General features: G+C 42.7%; 14 protein-coding genes, 1 other RNA gene and 1 pseudogene. 1 reads left to right on the forward strand and 15 read right to left on the reverse strand.

Annotated features, from left to right (window positions below):
* From parE to LCY76_RS12655, 11 genes and pseudogenes are all read right to left on the reverse strand, one after another.
* Positions 1-1977, reverse strand: a complete 1977-nt coding sequence (parE, locus tag LCY76_RS12605; RefSeq protein WP_272885608.1) for a DNA topoisomerase IV subunit B — start codon at positions 1975-1977, stop codon at positions 1-3.
* A 363-nt stretch (positions 1978-2340) separates the two neighbouring features.
* Positions 2341-2758, reverse strand: a pseudogene (locus tag LCY76_RS12610) (CoA-binding protein).
* 106 nt (positions 2759-2864) lie between these two features.
* Complete coding sequence (locus LCY76_RS12615) at positions 2865-4382, reverse strand: carboxypeptidase M32 (protein WP_248252937.1); 1518 nt, start codon at positions 4380-4382, stop codon at positions 2865-2867.
* Positions 4383-4684: 302 nt separating this feature from the next.
* Positions 4685-4879 carry a hypothetical protein gene (locus LCY76_RS12620; protein ID WP_248252938.1) on the reverse strand — a complete coding sequence of 65 codons (195 nt, stop codon included), beginning with the start codon at positions 4877-4879 and terminating at the stop codon, positions 4685-4687.
* A 90-nt stretch (positions 4880-4969) separates the two neighbouring features.
* Entirely contained in the window at positions 4970-6106 is a 1137-nt protein-coding gene (locus LCY76_RS12625) for a THUMP domain-containing class I SAM-dependent RNA methyltransferase (protein ID WP_419714945.1), read from the reverse strand.
* Positions 6107-6217: 111 nt separating this feature from the next.
* Positions 6218-6607, reverse strand: an RNA gene (rnpB, locus tag LCY76_RS12630) — RNase P RNA component class B.
* A 78-nt stretch (positions 6608-6685) separates the two neighbouring features.
* Positions 6686-6994 carry a cell division regulator GpsB gene (gene gpsB, locus LCY76_RS12635; RefSeq protein ID WP_053358547.1) on the reverse strand — a complete coding sequence of 103 codons (309 nt, stop codon included), beginning with the start codon at positions 6992-6994 and terminating at the stop codon, positions 6686-6688.
* Positions 6995-7146: 152 nt separating this feature from the next.
* The gene (locus LCY76_RS12640) at positions 7147-7719 is read right to left on the reverse strand and encodes an SLOG family protein (protein ID WP_272885609.1); all 573 of its coding nucleotides are present in this window, start codon (positions 7717-7719) and stop codon (positions 7147-7149) included.
* A gap of 375 nt (positions 7720-8094) precedes the next feature.
* Positions 8095-9354 (reverse strand): ribonuclease H-like domain-containing protein, encoded by a 1260-nt coding sequence (locus tag LCY76_RS12645; protein ID WP_248252940.1) that lies wholly within the window; start codon positions 9352-9354, stop codon positions 8095-8097.
* Positions 9323-11629 (reverse strand): DEAD/DEAH box helicase, encoded by a 2307-nt coding sequence (locus LCY76_RS12650; protein WP_248252941.1) that lies wholly within the window; start codon positions 11627-11629, stop codon positions 9323-9325. Before LCY76_RS12650 ends, LCY76_RS12645 begins: the two co-directional genes overlap by 32 nt.
* Before the next feature lie 516 nt (positions 11630-12145).
* A complete protein-coding gene (locus LCY76_RS12655) occupies positions 12146-12814 on the reverse strand; it encodes an LbetaH domain-containing protein (RefSeq protein ID WP_248252942.1) in 669 nt (222 codons plus the stop codon).
* Positions 12815-13034: 220 nt separating this feature from the next.
* Between LCY76_RS12655 and LCY76_RS12660 the strand changes: the two genes are divergently transcribed.
* Positions 13035-13598, forward strand: coding sequence for a glycerol-3-phosphate responsive antiterminator (locus LCY76_RS12660; RefSeq protein ID WP_248252943.1), 564 nt, complete (start codon positions 13035-13037; stop codon positions 13596-13598).
* A gap of 52 nt (positions 13599-13650) precedes the next feature.
* Here the strand turns inward: LCY76_RS12660 and LCY76_RS12665 are convergent, their stop codons facing one another.
* The 4 genes from LCY76_RS12665 to LCY76_RS12680 all read right to left on the reverse strand — a co-directional run bounded on the left by LCY76_RS12665 (position 13651) and on the right by LCY76_RS12680 (position 17451).
* Positions 13651-14322, reverse strand: a complete 672-nt coding sequence (locus tag LCY76_RS12665) for an MgtC/SapB family protein (protein ID WP_248254667.1) — start codon at positions 14320-14322, stop codon at positions 13651-13653.
* 52 nt (positions 14323-14374) lie between these two features.
* Positions 14375-15187 carry an HAD-IIA family hydrolase gene (locus tag LCY76_RS12670; protein WP_248252944.1) on the reverse strand — a complete coding sequence of 271 codons (813 nt, stop codon included), beginning with the start codon at positions 15185-15187 and terminating at the stop codon, positions 14375-14377.
* A gap of 139 nt (positions 15188-15326) precedes the next feature.
* Positions 15327-16103, reverse strand: a complete 777-nt coding sequence (locus tag LCY76_RS12675) for a sugar phosphate isomerase/epimerase family protein (RefSeq protein ID WP_248252945.1) — start codon at positions 16101-16103, stop codon at positions 15327-15329.
* Complete coding sequence (locus LCY76_RS12680) at positions 16087-17451, reverse strand: MFS transporter (RefSeq protein ID WP_248252946.1); 1365 nt, start codon at positions 17449-17451, stop codon at positions 16087-16089. Before LCY76_RS12680 ends, LCY76_RS12675 begins: the two co-directional genes overlap by 17 nt.
* Positions 17452-17739 lie beyond the last annotated feature (288 nt).

The raw sequence follows: 17739 nt of genomic DNA on the forward strand, positions 1-17739 counted from the left end.
CTAAACCTCCTCAGGATACTGCTGATCTGATATGTTTTCATTATCCAGAATGTTGGTATCCTCGTTTAACCCGAACTGAACATGTTCTTCAATCCATTTTCTTCGCGGCTCTACCTTGTCTCCCATCAGTACGGAAACCCTTTTTTCCGCTCTGGCAGCATCGTCGATCTTCACACGGATCAATGTTCTCGTTTCAGGATCCATCGTTGTTTCCCAGAGCTGATCAGCGTTCATCTCACCAAGTCCTTTATAGCGTTGAATGATATAGCCTTTTCCGACCTTTTTTATCGCCGTTTTTAACTCATCATCATCCCATGCATATTCGATGATTTCTTTTTTTCCGCTTCCTTTGCTCACCTTGTATAGCGGCGGCAGAGCGATGTATACTTTTCCGTTCTCGATCAGCGGTTTCATATAACGGTAAAAGAAAGTCAGCAGCAGGACTTGGATATGCGCGCCATCCGTATCCGCATCGGTCATGATGATAACTTTTTCATAATTAAGGTCTTTCACTGTAAAATCAGAACCTACTCCTGCTCCAAGTGCATGGATGATCGTATTGATTTCTTCATTCTTAAAGATATCCGCAAGCTTTGCTTTTTCTGTATTGATGACCTTACCCCTTAGAGGCAGAATCGCTTGAAAACGCCGGTCACGCCCCTGCTTGGCTGAACCTCCGGCAGAATCACCCTCTACGAGATACAGTTCGTTCTTGGCAGGGTTCTTTGAGGTTGCCGGAGTCAGTTTTCCGCTTAGCATCGTGTCTTTCCGTTTGTTCTTCTTGCCGTTACGCGCATCTTCTCTCGCCTTGCGTGCTGCTTCCCGTGCCTGGGCGGCTTTAACGGCTTTCCTGATCAGCATTTCACTGATCTGAGGGTTTTCCTCAAGGAAGTACGAAAGATTGCCTGAAACGACGCTGTCGACGCTTGATCTGGCATCACTGCTGCCAAGCTTGCTCTTCGTTTGGCCTTCAAATTGAAGCTTTTCTTCTGGAATGCGCACCGAGATAATAGCGGTCAAGCCTTCACGAATGTCGGATCCGTCCAGGTTCTTATCGCGTTCTTTTAAAAGAGATACCTTTCGGGCGTAATCATTCATGATCCTTGTGATAGCGGTTCTAGCACCTGATTCGTGCGTTCCTCCGTCCTTCGTGCGAACGTTGTTAACGAACGAAAGGACGTTTTCTGCATACCCGTCATTAAACTGAAACGCAAAGTCGACTTCGATGTCATTTTGTGACCCTTCGAAACTAACAACAGGGTGCAGCACATCTTTATCCTCGTTCAAGTACGTGACGAAGGCTTCAATGCCTGACTCATACTGATAAGTATCACTCTGTCCGCTCCGTTTGTCCGTCAGTTCAATCTTTACGCCTTTCAATAAGAATGCTGCTTCTCTTAACCGCTCACTCAGCGTTTCATAGTTATAATTGGTTGTGCTGAAGATCGAGGCATCCGGTTTAAAATGAATGATCGTCCCCGTCTTTCTTGTCTTACCGATTTCCTCGAGCGTTGTAACCGGCTTGCCGCCGAATTCAAATCGTTGCTGAAAGATCGTACCATTCCGGTGAATCGTCACTTCGAGCCATTCAGACAAAGCGTTAACGACTGAGGCGCCTACACCATGGAGACCGCCGGACGTTTTGTACCCGCCCTGGCCAAATTTCCCCCCTGCATGCAGAACGGTCAGGATTACTTCCGGTGTCGGCTTGCCCATTCTATGCATACCAGTCGGCATACCCCGTCCTTCGTCTCTGACGCTTACACTGTTGTCTTTATGTATCGTGACATATATATTATTGCCGTGCCCCGCGAGTGCTTCATCGACGGCATTATCTACGATTTCATAAACAAGATGATGCAATCCTCGGCTATCGGTGCTGCCGATATACATACCAGGACGTTTTCTGACCGCTTCAAGGCCTTCTAATACCTGTATGGCATCATCGTTATATTCTAAATGTGGTTTACTAGCCAAAACACTTTCTCCCTTCAAAAAACTTGCAGTATAACTAATCATATCAGAACATTTGTTTCTATTCCAGATAAGAAAAGCGTAAGCGCCCTGCTTAGGTCCGATTAGGCGCTGGAACTCTTACCAAGCAACACGTTTTTGTGTTGTGGGGGAAGAGTGAAGCGACCTGGGACGAAATGTGTTTATATATCGTCTGCCGAGGACCTAAACTGAAGCTAGACATTCCTTCTCTGCCAGTTAATTTTATACTTTCCTGCATCTTAAAAAATGATAGACCGCTTTCTATTTTAACTTTTCTGCTTCAATCGTGCAAAAACCTTTTGAGTTTACACAAAAAACCACCCCATCACATCGGGTGGTTCAAGCTTATCTGGCTAATCTGGCGTACTCGATTTTGATGCATTTATCCATGATGGAAACCGTTTGATGTTCCTTCAAATAGTCATATGCTTCATCGTTCGCTAGTCCTAGCTGTGCCCAAAAAACATCTGCCCCGATGTCAACGGCATCCTTCGCTACCTCAAGCAGGTATTCACTTCTGCGGAAAACATTCACGATATCAACATGACCTTCAATCTCCTGCAATGTTTTTTACCGCTTTTACCCCAAGTACCTCATCAACTGCCGGATTTACCGGAATGATTTCATAGCCGGCATCCTGCATGACCGAAGATACCATGTAAGAAGTTTTCATGGGATTGTCTGATAGACCAACAACAGCGATCCTCTGTTTTGATATGAGAATATCCCTGATTTCATCATCAGCCGGATTTTTAAAATGCATACCGTTTCCCCCTTAAGATTTCGTCTAATACTCTATATATGAACCTAAAATCTGATTTTCAAACACATGAAAATGCCAGCCGTTATGGGGCTGGCACGTTTAATGACTAATTCAGCTGATAGAGTGAGGAATACTTCTCTTCAAAATATCGGATCAAATAGTCAGGATTTAAGCCCTCACCTGTCACATCTTGAAGGATCTCCATCGGTTTTTTCATCTTCCCGTATTGGTGGATATTTTTGCTCAGCCACTCCTGAACTGGTTTAAGATCCCCTTTTTCAACAAGCTGATCAAAGTCAGGGAGATCACGGATTAGGGCTTCTTTTAATTGTGCTGCATAGATATAGCCCAATGCGTATGAAGGGAAATAGCCAAAGCTGCCTCCTGACCAGTGAACATCCTGAAGGACACCCTCACTGTCATTCTCGGGCTTCACTCCGAGATATCCCTGCATTTTTTCATTCCAGATACGAGGAAGATCTTTCACTTCAATTTCATCGTTGAATAAACCTTTTTCAATTTCATACCGAACAATGACATGAAGAGGATAAGTCATCTCATCTGCTTCGATACGGATCAGTGAAGGTTCAACTACATTTATCGCTTTATAAAAACTCTCCAGATCTACATTATCGAACTGGCTTCCTGCATATTGCTTGAGCGAAGCATAATGATGATTCCAGAACCCTTGATGGCGGCCAACGAAGTTTTCCCAGAACAGCGACTGTGATTCATGTATGCCCATGGATGTACCTGTGCTGAGCGGTGTTCCTACGAGTGCTTCTGATAGGTTTTGCTCATATAGGGCATGTCCGCCTTCATGAATTGTACCAAAAATCGCTGTACGGAAATCTTTTTCCACATAGCGGGTCGTTACACGGACATCTCCAGTATTCAAACCAATAGCAAACGGATGGACCGTTTCATCCAGACGTCCTGATTCAAAATCGTATCCCATCTCTTTTAGGACATGAAGACTGAATTCCTTTTGTTTCTCTTTAGGGAACGCCTCAAACAGGAAAGCCGTCTCAGGCTTCCCAGCTTCGGTCACCTTCTGCAAGAGCGGAACGATGCGGTCGCGCAGTTTAGCAAACGTCTCATCCAAAATTTCTACAGTGACACCAGGCTCATACATATCCAAAAGGGTATTGTACTTATTGCCTTCATAGCCCCAATATCCGATAAAGCGTTTATTAAATTCCACAAGCTTTTCCAAATAAGGCTGGAACATAGCAAAATCAGATTTGGCCCTCGCTTCTTCCCAAATGCTTTCTGCTTTTGACTGCAGAATCACATATTCCTTAAACTCATCTGCGGGAATTTTTGTATTGCGGTCATAATCTTTTTTGACCTCATCCAGCGTTTTTTTTGTTACTTCCGAGAGCGAATCATATACGGAGCTTACAGAAAGTTCTTCTATGTATTTTTTCATTTCATCTGATGTGGACATAGCAAATACATCCGCAGAAAGCGTACCTATGACTTCTGAACGCTGGCTGACTCCTTTTTTTGGCGCACCTGTACGCAGATCCCAGTACATCAAACCAATGGCTTCATTCATATGCGTCATTTTTTTTACGTAATTAAGAAATTCCTTTTCTACCGATTGCAAGGTCTGTGACATTATGTTCTTCCTCTCTAAACTTAAGTAAATTAACCATACCATCTAACCATTCGGCAGAAAACATAAAACTCCTGCAAGAAAGAAAAGCAAAAGCACCCTGTTAAGTCCGACAAGCGCTGGAGATCTTACACTGCAACACGTTTTTTGTGTTGTGGGGTAAGAATGAAGCGACCTAAGACGAATTGTGATTTATCAATTCGCCCACCGAGGACTTAAGCTGAAAACTGAAAAATTCGTTTTCAGCCCTGGGCGCTGGAGCTAGACAACACACCTATGCCTTTTCAAGGCTGTCATGGAAATAATTAATGTAAACGTTCTAGAAATGAGGAGGTTCCATGTTCTCCTCTGATGCCAAATTCGTAAGATAACGCCTGTTTTAATGCATGATCTGCTTCTATAAAAGCCTGATGATATTGATCACCGTATTGTTCCTTTAATGCTTTTATCGTTTCATACGCGTGCTTCAGCTGCAGGATATATTCTGCATTCTGTTCCAATGTCCATCACCTCTGATCACAGTATGGCCGGTTCCTGTGTCCCTCATTACTTATCCAACAAAAAAGATCTCCCGAAGGAGATCCTTTATGTTAGCTGCGGGGCTGTCTTTTTCCGAAGTACTGGTAATAATCGGTCTTAATATGCCCATTATATAATTTTCTCTTTTTCGTAGCTGCTTTGCCATAGAGCTGCTCAAACTGCTCATTGGAGGTAATGACATATACCGACCAAGTTTCAAGTGGACGGAAGACCTCACCCATGTCTCTATAAAGCTGTTTCACTTCTTCCTTCTCACCCAAACGTTCCCCATAAGGCGGGTTGCTGATCACATATCCGTACTCTTTTCTTGTCGTAAAATCTCTGACTTGCATCTGTTTAAACGAAATGAAATCGCCAAACCCAGCTTCTTCAGCGTTATTGATCGAGAGGTCGATCATTTTATGGTCGATATCCGATCCTTGAATATCAAGCGGTGTATCATACTTGGCGAGATCATGCGCCTCTTCAACCGCACGATACCATACTTTTTTATCAATCCAATTCCAATTTTCAGAAGCAAATTCTCGATTCAGCCCTGGCGCCACATTCTGCCCGATCATGGCTGCCTCGATCGGAATGGTTCCTGATCCGCAGAATGGGTCTACAAACGGCTTGTCCGGTGTCCAGTTCGTTAATTTGATGAGAGCTGAAGCCATTGTCTCTTTTAGCGGCGCTTCACTGTGCAGGGCACGGTAACCCCGTTTATGGAGGCCCGTCCCGCTCGTATCAATCGTAAGAGTAGCCACGTCTTTTAATAGTGCGACTTCAATTCGATAAAGAGGGCCTTCTTCCGAAAACCATGTTTCTCTTTGATAAGCATTCTTCATTTGATCGACTACAGCTTTTTTAACGATGGCCTGACAGTCAGAAACACTGAATAATTTTGACTTAACGGACTTTCCGATAACAGGAAATTCTCCATCCTCAGGGATAAAATCAGACCAAGGCAACGCTTTCGTCTGTTCAAACAGTTCATCGAATGTTTCCGCTTTAAATTCTCCGACAAGAAGCTTAACACGGTCTGCGGTCCTCAGCCATAGATTGGAGCGGCAGAGGGCAGACTCGTCTCCTTTAAAAATAATCTTGCCGTTTTCAACTTTTACGTCCTCAAACCCAAGGTCACGGACTTCCTGTGCAACAATGGATTCCAGGCCCATGGCTGCGGTAGCAATATACGTCAGATTCATAAGAGATCTCCTCATGGTTGTTTTTCCAGTCTTAATATACCCAAAATAGCTTATGTAAAAAGAAAAAAGGCCACTAGGGCCCTCTTACATTCTCAAGTGTCACCAATAACGTTCTGTAAGCCATGTTCTGTTCCATCGTACTGCATTCGGCTTCCGCCTCGTACTCCGGTGGTAATCATCTATCTCCAGATGAATAGTCATCTGTTCTTCTTCGCGTTCAATTCCGCTCAGAAAACTCCCCTACCATAATTTGGGTTTCTCGCTCGTGGGGTTTACCGCGTTCCACTCTTGCCGTTTCCGGAAAGACTACGTCACTGTGGCACTTTAAAGGTAGTGTCACCATATCCGAAGACTTAGGTGAGTTCCCTGCCGTTAATCCAGTCGAAACCAGAATACCCTGGCTTATCTTTTCGCCAGGCACGAACACTACGGCCATCGCAGACCGTGCGAGCATGGACTTTCCTCAACATCTTTAAAAAGATGCCGCGATTACCCGAACGTTATTAGTTTTAAATTGTCAAAGCAAAATTTAGTATAGCAGGAAGCTGTTTAAAAATCAAATGGATAATAATTACTGAATCAATCGTAAAGTTTGCTTCCGAATACGTGCTTTTCCAGATTTGACAGACGCTGAAGAATGTCGGAATTAATGTTCATGGATGATGTTGGAACTCTTCTTGTCTGTTCAGATGTATTTTGCACTTCTTTGCGAAGCCTGTTGTTTTCCTGAATGACTTTGTCAAATTCCTTTTGGAAGTTCTCATAGTCTTTAATGATCAAATCAAGAAATTTATCTACTTCATCTTGATCATAACCTCGAAAACCCTGTTTAAAATCTTTTTCGAGAATTTCTTTTGCAGTCAGATTCAATCGTTTTTCTCCATTCATCGGGCTCACCTCAATGTTTAACTTCATTTTTTCCTGCGTTCGCAGCATAATTCAAACAAATACACCGTTCTTTATTTATACATGATGACTTTTTATTAAATCTAGCCTATATTTTTTCAAATTCAATAGAAAAAGTCAATTTCTATCCAAAATCATTCCCAAAATTCCCCTTTGGCGTCCTGTTCATCCTGATAGATCAGTTCTAGGTCAGACGGTGTGATATATAGTACTTCGTATGCCGGATCTTTTTCTTGCCTCCGTCTGGCAGGTTCAAGATAAAAACGCGGTGTTCCCGGAGTATCTTCATCATATAAAATGAGCATCCCATCGGTTTTCTGCACAAGAAACCCATTTTTTGCGGCCAGCTGCTTCGGACTGAAGTACGGTTTATTGGAGATCGATTCTACAAAATCCGCCTGCGCCAGCAGTTCATGATACTGCTCCTGCCGGGCTTCGTTCCAATTCGCTTCCTGATCCAGGAATGGGGTAAGCACTGCAAGTTTGAGGTCCGGAAATCTTTGATCCCGAAGCTCAACAGCGACTTCCCCCGCCCATATTTCAACACCCGGCTGGCCGCTGATGATCACCCATTCCAGTCCTTCTTCCAAGAGCACTGTCAGTTGTTTCTCAATGGCTTTTTTTATATAGTGTACCCCCGGATCTTTCTCTTTAAAAATCCCGAGTTCATGGGATTTATATCCAGTTATCAGCAAGTTTTTCACCATGAACTTCTCTCCCAGCACTTCATTTACTTTGAAAAAAGGAACCAATCAAAATGATCAGTTCCCTCACGTAACATGACTAAATTCATTTGCAATAAAAAACGTCAGTCCCAAAACAAGAAAAAATGCAAATACTACCCATTGCCTCACGGATCCATCTCTCCATCGCTTAATATACTAGCATATTTTTACAGGAAAATGGCCGATTCCCCAAATTTCTACATCACGTGTAACGTTTTAGCGATTATCGTCAAAGCGGCGCACATTTTGCGCTTGCCTGGGGAATAATTAGTATTTTCCTATGAAAAATCTCTTTTTTTATTCTACACAAAAAGTGTCCAAATTTAAATACATTTATCGGCCAAAATTTATATTTTTTTAGGAGTTTTCACATTTTTTTCTTAATCTCTGAATTCTGTTGTCCAAAGCTGTTTTTTCTTTCTCTTCCGTCCGTTTTAACAACCTCTTTTTGCTCTTCCAGATCCCGTACGCAGCTTCTGCATAATAGAGCGCTTTTTCATAGTCTTTTCCCTGATGTTCATGCCATTTCGCCAATTCGACATACGGTTCTTCATCATTTCCCAGCGAACCATTGGTGCAAAGTTCCTGCCAGAGCGGAACTGCCAGATGATCTTGCTTTGTTTTTTTATAAAGAGCCGCTGCTGCCTTTTTGGCCATTTTACTTTGGCTTCCTTCCCCGTTCATCATCTCCGTATATTTTTGCAGAGCAATGCCAAACTGGCCGGCAGATTCGTACCACCTTGCCGATTCATACTGTTCAATGCTCGTCACTGCAGAGCCGCCCTGCAGGAGTTTGGAGATATGGATATAGAGGGAAATCAGCGATAAAACATCCCATTCATTATGGGTCATGACCCCTTTTACGAGTTCGGGATCGTTTTCTTTTAAATATTGAAAATAGAGCATGGGCGCCAGATAACCTGGAGTGTCATGCTCCCGCTTCACACCGAGGATCTCCTTTTCAACGACTGAGAGCCTTACGGATTCAAGGCTCTGTTTCCAAAGCCTTCTGGATCCATGGAGAAGATCAAAATGTCCGAACGCCGGCAGAGAAGGTACAAAATCCCGAATCAGTGTATGTCTCGTTTTAACTTGAGGCCAGTCAAAGGATTTCCCATTGTACGTAACCAAGTTTTTCAGTTCCTTGATTTGAGTTAAAAAAAGATGGTACATCGCAATTTCCGATCCAGGGCCGGGAAGGAAAAACTGTTTCACTTTTACCTGATCTTCTTCCACTTGGCTGTAGCCGAGGAGAAAGATGGTATTTCCTGCTCCACCGCTTAATCCAGTCGTTTCCGTATCAAAGAAAACAAGATCTGATGGATATAGGTCATGAGAAGATAGCGGATGAACGGCACCAGCCTTCCTCCAGTCTTCCATCACTTCTTCCAGTTCTTCGAATGAATAATTTCCCCAGCGCTGATCCAATGGGTAGCTGACTTCCCTGACGAGGCAATACTCTTCTTCATAAAAATAAGGCGTCGTTTGAAAACTGTTCCAAGCTTCATGATGCTGAATGACTAGCTGAGAAGGCGGCGTCTGGATGCCCGTCCGGGCTTCCTTCTTCTCAGAGACGAGGTGCTTCTTAAAACGATTCAGTTTTGACTGCATCGACATTTTCATCTCTCCTGACTGCATCCAGCAGCTTCAGTGCCAGAACTTTCGCATTTTCCCCTTCAAGCATTGTTCCCGTACAAGAAGGGCATCCTGCTTCACAAGGGCATGTTTGGATAACCTGGTGAGCTTCGTGTATCACCGTATCCCATATCTTATATACATTCTCACTCAACCCGATTCCGCCTGGATACCGGTCATAAAGGAAAATAGTCGGCTTTCCGGAATGAACCGCTTTGATCTGCGGAACAACATGCAGATCGCTCGGATCGCACATAACAAAAAGCGGAGCTACATGCCGGAACACATTTGCAATTCCGATCAGCCCCTGTTCGATGGAGCTTTCACGTATACTTTGAAGCTGATCCCGGTCAAATTCAAGCCAGGTAGCTGATGTGTGAAGCTCTTCTTCCGGAAGATGGATGGGGCCTGATCCGATATTCTCATGGGTTTCAAATTTTATTTTCTTAAAAATGGTAGCCATCGCATTGACGGTTACTTCCCCAAATGCCCTCTCCTGATCTTTCAGCTTCGTATTCTTGTCGATTTCGAGTACTTTTAAGGAAACGGCAAGATTGGCATCTGTAAAATAATCAACATCTACTTCCCGGACGAATGCTTTCTTTTCTTCATAATCCAGTTTTTCAACCTGATATTGAACACCCTGATGAAGATAAATGGCTTCTTCATGCAAAAGAGTCATTGAGCTGAAACGGTCCATCTCGCCGATGATTCTTACGTTTGCTACATCACTTTGATCCACGATCACCACATTTTCCTGAGAGGCGGACCGTAACGAAATGTTGTGGGCCGGAAAGGAATCGTTCATCCAGAAGTATCGTTTTCCCTGATGATGAAGGACTTGTTCTTCCGTTAAAAACTCAAGTATCTCTTCAATCTCTACTCCCCAAAATGCATCCCCTTCTTTAAAGGGAAGCTCATATGCCGCACATTTGACATGATCCACAAGTATGATCAGATTTTCCGGGTTGATACGGGCAGATTCAGGCGACCGGTCAAAAAAGTATTCCGGCTGCTGGATGATATACTGATCCATCGGACTGGAGCTAGCGACCAAGATCACGACAGATTCATCCTGACGGCGGCCCGCTCTTCCCGCCTGCTGCCACGCACTGGCGATCGACCCGGGATACCCTGTTAAAATACAAGCGTGGAGCTGTCCGATATCGACACCAAGCTCAAGGGCGTTTGTACTGACGACACCCATGATCTCCCCGTTTCGCAAGCCCTTCTCGATGGCCCTCCGCTGGGTCGGAAGATAGCCCCCTCGATACCCTTGAATGGACTTCATGCCGAATTCCTTTTTGGCCAGCTCCTGAAGATACGTCAGCAGAATTTCCACTCTCACGCGGCTTCTGGCAAAAACGATCGTTTGGATCTTGTTTTTAAGAAACTGGCCTGCAAGATCTCTCGCCTCCAGTGTGGCTGATTTCCGAACATTCAGCGGCTTGTTCACAATCGGCGGGTTATAGAAGATGAAGTGTTTCTTACCGCTCGGCGCGCCGTTGTTGTTGATGAGTTCCATTCCTGTTCCCGTGAGATTTTCCGCCAGTTCTTTCGGATTGGCAATCGTAGCTGAAGTACAGATGAAGATCGGATCGCTTCCATAGAATGAGCAAATTCTCTTCAAACGGCGGATGACATTTGCGACATGGCTGCCAAACACCCCTCTGTATGTATGGAGCTCGTCGATGACGATATACTTCAGGTTCTCAAACAGTGAGACCCACTTCGTATGATGAGGCAGAATCGCTGAATGCAGCATGTCCGGATTTGTCATAACGACATTTCCGGCTTTTCTTACCACCTGCCGGATGTTGGCCGGTGTATCGCCATCATACGTATAGCTCTTGATATCAAGACCGATCGCATCAATAAACTCGTTGATCTCAGCCTTTTGGTCCTGGGCGAGCGCTTTGGTCGGAAATAAGTACAAGGCTCTGCTGTCCGGGTTCTCCGCGATTTCCTGCAGGACCGGCAAGTTATAGCACAGGGTTTTCCCTGAAGCCGTCGGTGTGACCGCGACAAAACTCTTTTGGTTCAGTGCGGTTTGAAAGGCGGTCAGCTGGTGGGAATATAGTGAAGTTACTCCCCTGTCTTGTAATGCTTGTTTTATATGTGGATGAAGTGTTTCAGGTATTTGCCCTGTCACCGCTTCTTTTTCTTCTATTATTTTCCAGTGAACAATCTGTTCATTAATGGAAGGCTCCGTTCTTAATAATGCAAGCAGTTCCTGCATCGTTTTTTTCGTTTCCATATCGTCACCTCATCCTCTATTTTATCGAATAAACGTTCGTAAGAAAACTAATATCTCATTTAGCGGGGATTGGTGTATGTAAATTGTTGCGACGGAACAGGGAAAATAGACAAATCAACTTAAAATCCCTTTCAAAATCAGATGAAAGAGGCTGTAAGAGTATAAATACCTCTAATTACCTGCTTAAAACGGCTTAAGAAGAAAGAAAGTATAAAAATTAGGGGGGAATGGACTTTGATTTTAATTTTCAAGAGCTACACTTTTATTATTGAACGGAACGCGGTGCCAGGCACCACACAATAAAAAAACAGCAAACCCATGGGCTTGCTGTTCCTATTATTAAAGATTTTGTAAAACTTGTTCTAGATCGGTGGTCGGCTGACGACAGCTGAATTTTCGCAGACGAAAACCGTCGGCTTGCCGTTTTTCAATTGAAGCTCTTTTGCATATGGTGCCATTGAAGTAAACTCATAAGTGGTCCTTGTCTTAAAAGGACCACTTATGCACTGCTTTTAATTATTCTGCTCCCTCTTTCCTGCGGCCGTCATAAGCGACACCGCAAGAACAGCGATTTTCCCCAAATAATAAATTATAAGAAGCCGGGAATTCCTGATTGACTCGCTGTACCTCTCTTGCAAATTCTTTGCTGTCAGCAGGTACTTTTGAAAGGGCATCAGCTTTTTCTTGGGTATCAATATTAGCGCCCGGCGGGACGAATCTGTTCTTTGGAATATGAACACCATTGGTGACGACTGCATTATTGGAAATGAACACTCCACTTTGTACAATCGCGTTATATACAATGGATTTAAATCCAACAAATACCTTATTTCCAATATAACAGGGGCCATGAACGAGAGCTCCATGAGCAATGGTGACTTCCTTGCTTATGAAGATGGAATACCCCTTTCCACCTACAGATATGAGTTTATTTAATAACCCATGTAAAATGACTCCATCCTGAAGATTTGTATTAGAGCCTATATAAAATGGGGTCCCTTCATCCGCACGTATACTAACATTAGGTGCTACATAAACATTTTTTCTTATGACTACATCACCAATTACACTGGAGAAAGGACTAATGAATGATCTTTTGTCAATTTTGGGGGAGATTTGAACGGGATTAAATGAAGTAATTGGATTGGGACTGATAAATGGTCTAAAACAATCGTCACGTTTCAAACTGATCACCTCTTTGATCACTTTATCCATCAGGTTATGCAGGTTGGTGAACATACGCAACAGGATCGTTATATTAAAATTGAATACGATCATCGTAACTGAGTGAAAAAAATAGTTCACTCTGCCTTTGTCGGAAGGAGAAATGATTTCTGATATAGAATACCTGATAAAACCCTATATTTTAACAAAATTTCAAACCTTGGCTAAGGAGTTGCACCGTATGAATATCGTAGATCTCGTTCAGTCACAAGTCATTGCTGCTATTAAAAATGAAGAAGAAATCGAAAAAGCGATAACAAGCAATGCAAATATTGTATTTCTCTTGACAGGAAACTTGTTGAATATAACAGAATATCTTGATCGATTAAAAGAAGCTCAAAAGAGTATCTTTATTCATATCGATTTTATAGAAGGCCTTTCTAATACGAAGAGCGCCATAAAATATATTGCTCAAAAATGGAAACCCTTAGGCATCATTACAACAAAAAGCACCTTGATTAAATTTGCCAAAGAAGAAGGGTTAATGGTCATTCAACGAATGTTTCTTATTGACCATAGTGCCATTACAAAGGGAATCAGCATATGCGAGACGTATCATCCGGATGCCATTGAGGTGCTGCCAGGACTTATGCCAAACGTGATCGATCATCTGACAAGACAGGTTAACCTGCCCATCATTGCGGGAGGCTTAATCAGTTCAAAAGAAGATATCATCAAAGGACTGGAAGCGGGTGCTCTGGCCATGTCTACCGGTGATTCCTCCCTATGGAATTTTGATATCTAAAAAGCACACAAAAGGGGAACTAGAGAGAATTGTTCCCTTTTTATGTGCCTGATTAACCGCTGATATCTGTCCGATGAACTTTGTTAATCTCTGTTATGCCTCTGTAGATGTCATAAATGGTATTTTTGTTTAATACCGCTACTTTTAACTCCAGAAGAAGTGAATGATCTTCCAGATCCTGAATATGCACATGATCGATTCTAAGTCCTTGTTTTTGTACTTCAGCAATCACCTCACCCATTTCATCCCTGTATTTCAAATTAAGTTTAAGGGAGATTTCTTTTGCTTGAATCTTTCGCCAAAAACCGAGTTTATTAATAAAAAGAGGAAGAATCTCAACACTGATCATAAGCAGGATGACACCTGCAACAGCTTCGATAAAAAAACCCGCACCGGTTGCGATACCAATCCCTGCTGCTCCCCATATCATGGCAGCCGTCGTTAAACCCGTGATGGTATCATCCTCTTTTCTTAAAATCACTCCCGCTCCTAAAAACCCAATTCCCGAAACAATCTGCGCGGCTAATCGAAGCGGATCCATTTGTATTTTTACGAAAGCAGATGACGGAAAGGAATAGGAAGATTGTATGGAAACAATGGTTAACAGGCAGCTAATAATGGATATAACCAAGCTCGTTTTTAACCCCAATGGTTTCCTCTTTAATTGTCTTTCTAAACCGATAGCCAGCCCCAATATGGCAGATATGAATAGTTTCACCAGCATCTCTGCATCAAAGTTTGCTGCCAATTCCTTCAATCCTATCGACCTCCTTATCCTAATGACTCGTTATTGGCAAAGAGCGGTGCAATGGCAACTGGTGGATATCTTTAATGCTTTGAAGGATATAGGAAGGTTTTTGCACAGAATCCTTTACCATTTCTTTTGTTGTAATTCCAGACAGCACGAGCACGGTTTGGATCCCATTATCATTTCCCATTCGTATATCCGTCTCTAAACGGTCTCCGATGATATAGCATTCTTCAGGCTTTAAATGTAAAACATCCTTTATGACAATATCCGCCGCGAATTTCGAAGGTTTCCCCATGATATAATCAATGGCCTTGCCAATCGTTCCTTCCATTGCCCCAATAATGGACCCACAATCAGGAATCTCACCATCCACAACCGGACACGTGCGATCCGGGTTGGTTGCCAGAATCACCGCCCCGTTTTTCGCCCATGCTTGATAGGCATCGTTCAGTTTACGATAATTAAATTGGCGATCCCAGCCTAAAACGACATAGGTAGCTTGGTCAGGATCCTCTGTAATTCTTATTCCTTCATGGATCAACTCTTCGAATAAAGCCTCCTCCCCGATAACATAAACAGCATCGCTGCGATTCATATGTTGTTTTAAAAACTTGGCTGTAATGTAATTGGAGTTGATAACTTCATCTATTGACGCCTCGATTCCCAGTCCCTTCAGCTTTTTTACATAGTCATGACGCGTCGAGATGGATTTATTCGTGAAAAAGACGACCTTGTGCCCGCCATTCCGCAAATATTCTATCGCTTCCTTCCCCCCCTCAATCATCTGGTTTTCTACATAAACGGTTCCATCCAAATCAAATATAAAACCTTTTGCCATATGAATACCTCCATTTAAACTGCACTAAAATGAATAAAACCCCCAGCTATAGAAGCCTTATAAGCAAAGGCTAAAATAGCTAGGGGTTTCTCTTATTCTCTTCCCGCTGTTATTCAGTTGTAAGTTTCAGAGATGCCTGTTATCGTACGATAGAATTAACGTTCGATACATGATTGATAATATCCTGGATCGAGTATTGATACGGATTAATTTCATAGATAACCGGTCCATCAAAGGATTGCTTCTCTAAAAAGCCCTCCAGCTCCTCCGTGAAATGATTTCCCTCCCCAGGAAGCAGATGAAGATCCGATTTCCCATCATTCTCTGATAAATGGATGCCGCCTAATGATCCAGCCAGCTGATCAATCGTTGTTTCCAAAGCATCCCCCATCAAATCCAAATGGCCGATATCCAAGCACGCCTTTACATTTGCAGCAGTGATTAAATCGATCCATTCTTCTACATTAGAAGCAATCTGATGGCAATAGTTTAATTTATCCGGAATGAGGTTTTCCAACAGCAATTCTACCCCATGCTGCATAGCGACTTCATTTAGCTTTAAAATTCGCTCTTTTACCCTTATTAAGGACTCATTTCGTTCTTCAGAAAACCAGGCATATCCTCCATGGAAGGTCGCATGCTTCCCTCCATATTCAGCAAGCTTTGCCAGCCATTGTGATAAAACATTAAATGTTCTTTCGTATACAATCGAATCAGGAGTAGCCAGATTGAGATCGTGGAAAGGCAAATGCAATCCAACCTTAAAACCTAAATCACTGGCAAACTTTAAATAGTGATGAGCATTGTTCTGTTCTGCCAGTATTTCAATGCCTTCGAACCCTGCTTTTTTAATCCTGATAAAGTCATTTACATCTGCTGTTAGTCCCAGGGACCAGCTATTAAGCCATTTTTCCATGATTTTCTCCGTTTGTTGATGAATTAAAATTAGAGGTAAGATCATTATTCAGTTCTTCTAATTTTTTGCCTTTGGTTTCAGGGGCTAATAATGCCGATACAGTTAAGCCTAATAAACTGATAACGGCAAAGAACCAGAGGGCTTTGCTGCTTCCCCACGCCGCAATCAAATTAGGAAATACCAATATCCCCATAATGGAACCAATTCGGCTGAATCCCGTGGCCAAACCGGATGCACTCGCTCGGATACTTGTTGGGAATAATTCTGTCGGATAGACAAAGTTAAGGATTCCTCCACCCATATTGGCAAACAGCACAGCCAAACTGAACAGAATGACCAAAAATGCAAACGTAGGACTTGGATTAAGAGCTAGAATAATCAGTGCTATCGATAAACCGATGAACGAAGTAATAATAAGAGGCCTTCTTCCAATCCTTTCTACAAGATTCATTCCGACAATGGCTCCCAATAAACCTAATAAACTAACCGTTCCAGATCCCATATAAACCATCATTTGTGAACCATTGGTAAAGGGTTTTAATATCGTTGGTGTATACATGGAAATTCCATAATAGGCGACAGCATAGCAGAACCAAAATCCGCAAACAAAGAACGTACGTTTAAAAAGAGTCTTTGAAAATAAATGGCTGACTTTTGTTTTCGGAGTAGAATCCGCTGGAATGATGACTTTTTGCCCTGTGATTTTCAGCATGATTTCCTCTGCTTCTTTCTCCCGTCCTCTTGAAGCCAGCCATCTAGGAGATTCCGGAAGGGTGACTCTAAAAAAGAAAACGATTAATGCAAAAACAGCTCCTACCAGAAGCATGTATCTCCAGGCACTCGGCCCCACCGGCACTAACAAGATCCCGATGAGATAGGCCGTAACAGCGCCTACAAACCACATGGCCCCCAGAGATGTACTATGTTTTCCCCGGCTTTTTGTTGAACTGAATTCCGATACAAGAGTAGCAGAAATCGGATAGTCTGCACCGATTCCAATTCCTAACAAGAAACGGAATAAAATGAGCTCCCATGGAGCCTGTGCGAATGCGGTTAAGGCGGCAAACACAACAAAAGCCATTAAATCAACAACATACATCGCTTTTCGGCCGAATTTATCGGTTAAGTTACCAAGCCACAACGCACCGATCAATGAACCAATAACAGCCGAAGATGTGATCAAAGCCTGAATCCCGGGAGTAATATCCCACTGACTTAAAATTAACGGCATGGCGACAGCAATAACCGTTAAATCAAAGCCATCAAGAAAAGTACCGGCAGCTGACAAGAGGGTGACTTTTCTTTGAAAGCGCTTTAATTTTGGAGAATCCAAATGCTCAAAACTCATAATCTGACCCCTTCCCTTTTTCATTATGTAAAATTATAGAAGAAGAAAAATAAAAGCCATAGCCAAAAAAACATGTAACATGTTTTTAATGACTATGGCTTCTCTTCATCTCCGGCCATAAATCTACACAATGCATTATTTTTTTATTTGCTAAACAATTTATACAATATTCAAACGAGTCTGTCAACTATTATTTGGAAATGCTCTTTTCTAAAAGATTGTTGCTATGGGAACATTGTTGTAAAAAAACTTCATTGACAAGTTGATTGTAGTGCAAGGTGCGAGACT

It is taken from the genome of Fictibacillus marinisediminis, from assembly GCF_023149135.1.
Classification (GTDB): Bacteria; Bacillota; Bacilli; order Bacillales; family Fictibacillaceae; genus Fictibacillus_C; species Fictibacillus_C marinisediminis.

Excerpts from the sequence above, each read along its gene's own strand:
- LCY76_RS12615 (WP_248252937.1), bottom strand. The coding sequence starts at position 4,382 with ATGTCACAGACCTTGCAATCGGTAGAAAAGGAATTTCTTAATTACGTA.
- LCY76_RS12625 (WP_419714945.1), bottom strand. The coding sequence starts at position 6,106 with ATGAATCTGACGTATATTGCTACCGCAGCCATGGGCCTGGAATCCATT.
- gpsB (WP_053358547.1), bottom strand. The coding sequence starts at position 6,994 with ATGAATGGAGAAAAACGATTGAATCTGACTGCAAAAGAAATTCTCGAA.
- LCY76_RS12640 (WP_272885609.1), bottom strand. The coding sequence starts at position 7,719 with ATGGTGAAAAACTTGCTGATAACTGGATATAAATCCCATGAACTCGGG.
- LCY76_RS12645 (WP_248252940.1), bottom strand. The coding sequence starts at position 9,354 with ATGTCGATGCAGTCAAAACTGAATCGTTTTAAGAAGCACCTCGTCTCT.
- LCY76_RS12650 (WP_248252941.1), bottom strand. The coding sequence starts at position 11,629 with ATGGAAACGAAAAAAACGATGCAGGAACTGCTTGCATTATTAAGAACG.
- LCY76_RS12660 (WP_248252943.1), top strand. The coding sequence starts at position 13,035 with ATGAATATCGTAGATCTCGTTCAGTCACAAGTCATTGCTGCTATTAAA.
- LCY76_RS12665 (WP_248254667.1), bottom strand. The coding sequence starts at position 14,322 with ATGCTGGTGAAACTATTCATATCTGCCATATTGGGGCTGGCTATCGGT.
- LCY76_RS12670 (WP_248252944.1), bottom strand. The coding sequence starts at position 15,187 with ATGGCAAAAGGTTTTATATTTGATTTGGATGGAACCGTTTATGTAGAA.
- LCY76_RS12675 (WP_248252945.1), bottom strand. The coding sequence starts at position 16,103 with ATGGAAAAATGGCTTAATAGCTGGTCCCTGGGACTAACAGCAGATGTA.
- LCY76_RS12680 (WP_248252946.1), bottom strand. The coding sequence starts at position 17,451 with ATGAGTTTTGAGCATTTGGATTCTCCAAAATTAAAGCGCTTTCAAAGA.